The organism is Roseovarius sp., assembly GCF_018066915.1.
Lineage (GTDB): Bacteria > Pseudomonadota > Alphaproteobacteria > Rhodobacterales > Rhodobacteraceae > Roseovarius.
The window spans coordinates 1-5,466 of record NZ_JAGPVV010000109.1; the positions used below are offsets into that span (position 1 = coordinate 1).

Below are 5,466 nucleotides of genomic sequence, written 5' to 3' on the forward strand. Positions count from 1 at the left end.
TTGGCCAGATCGCTTTGCGGGCGCAGGGTGCTGCCGGTGATCGTCAGGCGACGCATCATCACCTGAGAGAAATTCAATTCGATCTTGGGGCCTTGCAGAAAGGCGATCTGCACGAGGCGCCCGTCATCGGCGAGCGCCTGAACATTGCGCGGCAGATACCCGCCACCGACCATGTCGAGGATGAGATTGGCCCCGCCTTGGGCGCGCAACACCTCCACGAAATCCTCCTCGCGGTAGTTGATGGCGTGCTCAGCCCCGAGATCCACGCAGGCCTTGCATTTCTCGGCGCTGCCGGCGGTGGCAAAAACCCGCGCGCCAAAGCTATGGGCGAGTTGAATGGCGGTCGTACCAATGCCGGAAGAGCCGCCATGCACGAGAAAACGCTCGCCCGCCTTGAGCGCGCCGCGCTGAAAGACATTGGACCAGACCGTAAAGAACGTCTCGGGCAGACAGGCAGCCTGTTTGAGGCTGAGGCCATGCGGCACGGGCAGGCAATGCGTAGCAGGGGTGGCGACGTATTCGGCATAGCCGCCGCCGGGCAGAAGCGCGCAGACCTGATCGCCAAGCGCCCAACCGCTGACGCCCGCCCCAAGCGCCACGATCTCCCCCGCTCCTTCGAGCCCCGGTAGGTCAGAGGCGGTCGGCGGCGGCGCATAGAGCCCGGCGCGCTGGAGGGCATCGGGGCGGTTGACGCCCGCATAGGCCAGCCGGATCACCACCTCGCCCGCGCGCGGCGCAGGCATGGGACGCGTGGTGGGCTGCAACACCTCGGGGCCGCCAGCCTGTGTGATTTCGACGGCCTGCATGGTCTTGGTCATTCGTCTTTCCTTGTGTTCAGTTCGGGCCATTCCAGCGGCCCGGCATGCCGGTCTGCACCCGCGCTTGTGGCGCGCGGATGCGGCTGATCAAGCTGAGCGGGCCTGCCATGAGACCCGACACGAACCGGTTATCGCGGGCCTGCGCCTTGAGCTTTTCGATCTGCATCACCCCCTCGATGCGACGATCCAGAAACTCCCAAGTGCGGCTCTGCCCGTCGCTGTCATCGCCCACCCAATAGAGCACGGTCGCACCATAGACGCCGGAAAGCGTGGCGCGTTTGGTGTACCAGTTCACATCCTCAGAGGTATCGCCAAGAGCGGTCCAGATATGATCGGCGGTCTGCCAGAGGGCGCGCGCGCCATCGGCGGCATAGGGCGGCAGGGAAAAGAGCGTCATGCCCCGGCGGACGAGCTCGCGATCCTCGACCGCTTCCAGCCGGGCACGCACGGCAAAGGCCACGCGGTCGCGAAACCGCAAGCTGCTCAGATCGGTTTCGGCCAGTCGCTTGAGCATCGCGGCATCGCCCGCCGCATGATACGCAAGCGCCAGGTCCACCGCGCCACGAGGGCAGATGGCAGCCACGAGGCCGGACGCAATCCCGGCATCCTCGGCAGCGAGGCGCAGGGTGGTTTCGCTCCAGCCGTCAAAGGGCACATGCAGCGCTGCGGCCGCGAGCAGACGGGTCATGAGATCGGGTTCGGACATCGGCGTTTCTCCTTGCGGCGCACCCTAGACAAATCCGGGACGCTTTGCTATACGGCGCCTTCCTGCAATCTATTGCAACTTTAACTTAGGAAGGTGGTGACACCACATGCAGGTTAGTGTTCGCGACAACAATGTCGATCAGGCGCTCCGCGCTCTGAAGAAAAAACTGCAGCGCGAAGGCGTTTTTCGTGAAATGAAGCTCAAGCAACATTTCGAAAAGCCGTCCGAGAAAAAAGCGCGCGAGAAGGCCGAAGCGATTCGCCGTGCCCGGAAACTGGCGCGCAAGAAAGCGCAGCGCGAAGGCATGCTCTAAGAGCGCTCTCCGCAGTTTTTTGCGGCACGTTTGACGACCCCCGGGCAGATGCTTCGGGGGTTTGTCGTTTTTAGGGGTTTGGCCCCCGTCGCCCGACAGGGCACCCCCCAGAGTATTTCCGGCAGGAGAAGCTGCGCTCAGCTCAGTTGGCAGAGCGGTGCGTCCTGACGGATCGAGGTGACAAAGCGGCCCTCTGCGGTGTCGCGGATCGCGTAGCCATAGCCGCGCAGGCGGTGTTTCCATTCGCGCTCGGACACGGCAAGGTGACGCTCGCGCAGGACGAGGTTGCGGATTTCGATGGTGCTGTCGGTCTGGTTCAGGTTCATTGTTTCTATCCCTGTTAAAATTTGCCTCTGATCTTAGGGATAGGTGACGGATGTGGCGGCAATCGCACCGGATTATGGCAGGGCCGGGGAATTGTCAGGGCAAGATCAACGTGCCGCAGCATCCACGCCGGGCAATTGCGCGGCATCGTCGCGGCGCGCAGATGCGGCGGCCATGAGCGCACGAAAGATGCCCATTTGCCGATGCGCATAAAAGAGATGCTCGGGGTGCCATTGCACGCCTAGGGCAAAGGGCTCGGTCATGCGTTCGATGGCCTGGATCATGCCGCCACTGTCGCGCGCGGCAATGCGCAAGCCGTCACCCAAGCGATCCACCGCTTGCGTGTGCAGGGCGTTCACCTTCATCGGTTGAGTGCCGGCAAGTTTGGCCAGACGAGTGCCGGATTCTATGTGCACGGTCTTTCGCGGGAGCACGGTGCGGATGTGGTCGCTGGCCTTGTAGGTTGCATAGGCATCCTGATGCAGCGTGCCGCCAAGAGCGATGTTGAGCATCTGGCTACCGCGACAGATGCCCAAGACAGGCTTGAAATGCTCGAAAGCTGCGAGCACCAGCTTGCGCTCCAACGCATCCCGGTCAGGATCAAGGCGCGCTGATTTCACAAGCCGCCCGCCGTAGAGGTCCGGCGAAATGTCATCCCCGCCACCGATGATAAGCCCGTCTACGGTGGTGATGTCAGCGGCGCGTCCGGTTTGCCAACGCAGGGCACGCCCACCAGCCAGCCAGACATTGAGGGCAATGAGCGGAAAGATACGCCAACCCGAGCGGCGCGAGACAGTGACCCCGATCACCGGGCGGCGAGAGGTCATGCGCGGTCCAGCCCCGCCGATTGCAGGATGCGTCCCGCGCGGGTGGCCCAACTCTGACGCGAAAGCGTCAGCAGGCCGTGATCGTCGAGCCATGCCTGAGACAAGCGGGTAAGCAGGGCGGTATCGGCGGCCACCCGTTCGACCGTGAGCCAGCGTTGCCACTCATCGGCAATGGACCAGTCGGCCTCGTCGATCCGGCAATCGGGCAGACGGAAATGAAAGGTCGGACGCGCAGAGGTCTTGTCGGTGATGGCCGCCCTGATCCGCGCTGCATCGAAATGCGCAAAGAGCGGCAGCATGTCGAGACCACGATTTCGGCTGGGGGTGAGTTCGAGATAGAGACCTGTCACATGGTCGCGGCTGGCATCCGGTCCGGCCTTGATCAGCGCGCGGGTGAAATCTATCGGGTAGGGATCGGTGAAGGGCAAGAGGCGTCGGGACTCGTCGATCGGGTTGGCGGCGCGCAGCCAATCTTCGATCAGCGCATAGGCCAGCAAGGGGCGGATCGTATCCGCGTCGGCGTCGCTGGCCATCTCGATGTTGAGATGCAGGCCAAAGCCAAAGAACCAACCGGCACCGCTGCCCAAGGCCCCCGCGTCGCGCAGGACATTGCGCAGATCGTCAAGGCGGCCGAGACCATCCCTGTCGAGCGGTGCAGTGACAATTTCGACCGGCACCACATCGCGCCCCAGATCAAGCGCCAGATCGCGCAGTTTGCTCTGCTGGGCATTGCGCAGAAAGATGTCGAGATAGATGTCGATCTGGCCGATCTGACTGTTCTCGACACGCCAGATATGGCTGTCGACTTGAGACGCGGTGCCATCCAGCGTTTCCGCACAGAGGCGCGCCACTTGCGCGACGGGCAAGCCACCAAGCTCGATCTCGACCCCCACAAGGCGGGGATCACCCTTGGCGTTCAGCGGTTGCGGCAGAGGGGAAAAGGCGGTCATGGGCCTAATGCCCCGCCTCAGCCTCGATCTGAGCGCGCGATTTGCGGGCGCGTTCCGTGGCGGATTTGAGTTGGCCACAGGCGGCCATGATATCCTCGCCGCGTGGGGTGCGGATGGGACTTGCGTAACCGGCCTTGTAGATGATGTCGGCAAAGCGCTCGATCCGGTCCCAATCGCTGCGCTGATAAGGGCTACCGGGCCATTCGTTGAAGGGGATGAGATTTATCTTGGCCGGAATACCCTTGATCAGTTGCACGAGGCGGCGGGCGTCGGCATCGCTGTCATTCACATCCTTGAGCATCACATATTCAAAGGTGATCCGCTCGGAGTTCGAGAGGCGGGGATACTCGCGCAGCGTATCGAGCAGCGTCGCGATGTTCCATTTCTTGTTGATCGGCACCAGCGTGTCGCGCACCGCGTCGGTTGTGGCGTGAAAGCTGACCGCAAGCAGACAGCCGATTTCCTGCGCCGTCTTGGCAATTTCGGGCACAACACCAGAGGTCGAGAGCGTGATGCGGCGGCGCGACAGGGAAATCCCCTCACCATCCATGGCGATCTTCATCGCGTCGCGCACATTGTCGAAATTATAGAGCGGCTCGCCCATGCCCATGAGGACAATATTGCTGATGAGGCGCGGACGCTCGCCCGCAGGCTCGCCCGGTCTGGGCCATTCGTTCAGATCGTCGCGCGCCAGCATCACCTGACCGATGATCTCGCCCGCTGTCAGGTTGCGGACCAGTTTCTGCGTGCCGGTGTGGCAAAATGAACAGGTGAGCGTGCAGCCCACCTGAGAGGAAATGCAGAGCGTGCCGCGATCGGTTTCGGGGATATAGACCACCTCGACCTCATGCCCGCCTGCAATGCGGACGAGATATTTGCGGGTGCCATCGGCGCTGACCTGTTTGTTGACCACCTCGGGGATAGACACCACGAAGTTTTCGGCCAGTTGGGCGCGATAGGCCTTGGCCAGATTGGTCATCGCGTGGAAATCGCGCACGCCCCATTGATAGATCCATTGCCAGATCTGGTTGACACGCATCTTGGCCTGCTTTTCAGGCGTGCCATGCGCGATCAACACCTCGCGCAGCGCATCACGGGTGAGACCGACAAGGTTCACCGGGCCGTCGGGCAGCTTGCGGGGGATGGTCAGAACATCCTGTGTGATCGGGGCGGTTTGGGTCATGGGCCTGTCGCGGTTCGGGCTGGGATATAATCCCATATAGGATTCGCGCACGGATTCCAAAGGGTTTGGCGGAAGGGGCCGCCAAACCCAGCGTCATAGGTTGCACACAGGCGTATCACCCTTTGGCGTGCAACCGTGCCATGACACAAAGGAGCTCAAACATGATCGACGCCCCAAGGAATGCCGTACCACCCGAGGCGTCAAACGGCGGCGACACTTCGACCAGATCAGCGCCGATGATATTCACCCCTTCCAGCCCGCGCACCACCTGCAACGCTTGATAGCTGTTGGGGCCGCCCACCTCGGGCGTGCCGGTGCCGGGGGCAAAGGTGGGGTCAACAAAGT

8 protein-coding genes are annotated in these 5,466 nt (G+C 62.5%); 1 reads left to right on the top strand and 7 read right to left on the bottom strand.

Annotation, left to right across the window (positions count from 1 at the left end; translation table 11 throughout):
• On the bottom strand, window positions 1-818 hold an 818-nt coding region (locus tag KBT70_RS05950; RefSeq protein WP_296629725.1), incomplete at its 3' end, for an NAD(P)H-quinone oxidoreductase.
• 16 nt (window positions 819-834) lie between these two features.
• A complete protein-coding gene (locus KBT70_RS05955) occupies window positions 835-1,524 on the bottom strand; it encodes a COQ9 family protein (RefSeq protein ID WP_296629727.1) in 690 nt (229 codons plus the stop codon).
• 106 nt (window positions 1,525-1,630) lie between these two features.
• On the opposite strand from KBT70_RS05955, the gene rpsU reads away from it, so the two are divergent.
• A complete protein-coding gene (gene rpsU, locus KBT70_RS05960; protein ID WP_008207378.1) occupies window positions 1,631-1,837 on the top strand; it encodes a 30S ribosomal protein S21 in 207 nt (68 codons plus the stop codon).
• A 137-nt stretch (window positions 1,838-1,974) separates the two neighbouring features.
• On the opposite strand, the gene KBT70_RS05965 is transcribed toward rpsU, so the two are convergent.
• From KBT70_RS05965 to KBT70_RS05985, 5 genes are all read right to left on the bottom strand, one after another.
• Window positions 1,975-2,163 (bottom strand): hypothetical protein, encoded by a 189-nt coding sequence (locus KBT70_RS05965; RefSeq protein ID WP_296629729.1) that lies wholly within the window; start codon window positions 2,161-2,163, stop codon window positions 1,975-1,977.
• 105 nt (window positions 2,164-2,268) lie between these two features.
• Window positions 2,269-2,988: a gamma-glutamyl-gamma-aminobutyrate hydrolase family protein gene (locus KBT70_RS05970; RefSeq protein WP_296629730.1), complete on the bottom strand. Its 720-nt coding sequence runs from the start codon at window positions 2,986-2,988 to the stop codon at window positions 2,269-2,271.
• The gene (locus tag KBT70_RS05975) at window positions 2,985-3,938 is read right to left on the bottom strand and encodes an amidoligase family protein (RefSeq protein ID WP_296629732.1); all 954 of its coding nucleotides are present in this window, start codon (window positions 3,936-3,938) and stop codon (window positions 2,985-2,987) included. The genes KBT70_RS05970 and KBT70_RS05975 overlap by 4 nt, the downstream gene beginning before the upstream one ends.
• A gap of 4 nt (window positions 3,939-3,942) precedes the next feature.
• Window positions 3,943-5,121: a 23S rRNA (adenine(2503)-C(2))-methyltransferase RlmN gene (gene rlmN, locus KBT70_RS05980; RefSeq protein WP_296629735.1), complete on the bottom strand. Its 1,179-nt coding sequence runs from the start codon at window positions 5,119-5,121 to the stop codon at window positions 3,943-3,945.
• A 115-nt stretch (window positions 5,122-5,236) separates the two neighbouring features.
• Window positions 5,237-5,466, bottom strand: a 230-nt coding sequence (locus KBT70_RS05985; protein ID WP_296629738.1) for an arginase family protein, incomplete at its 5' end; no start/stop codon positions are given.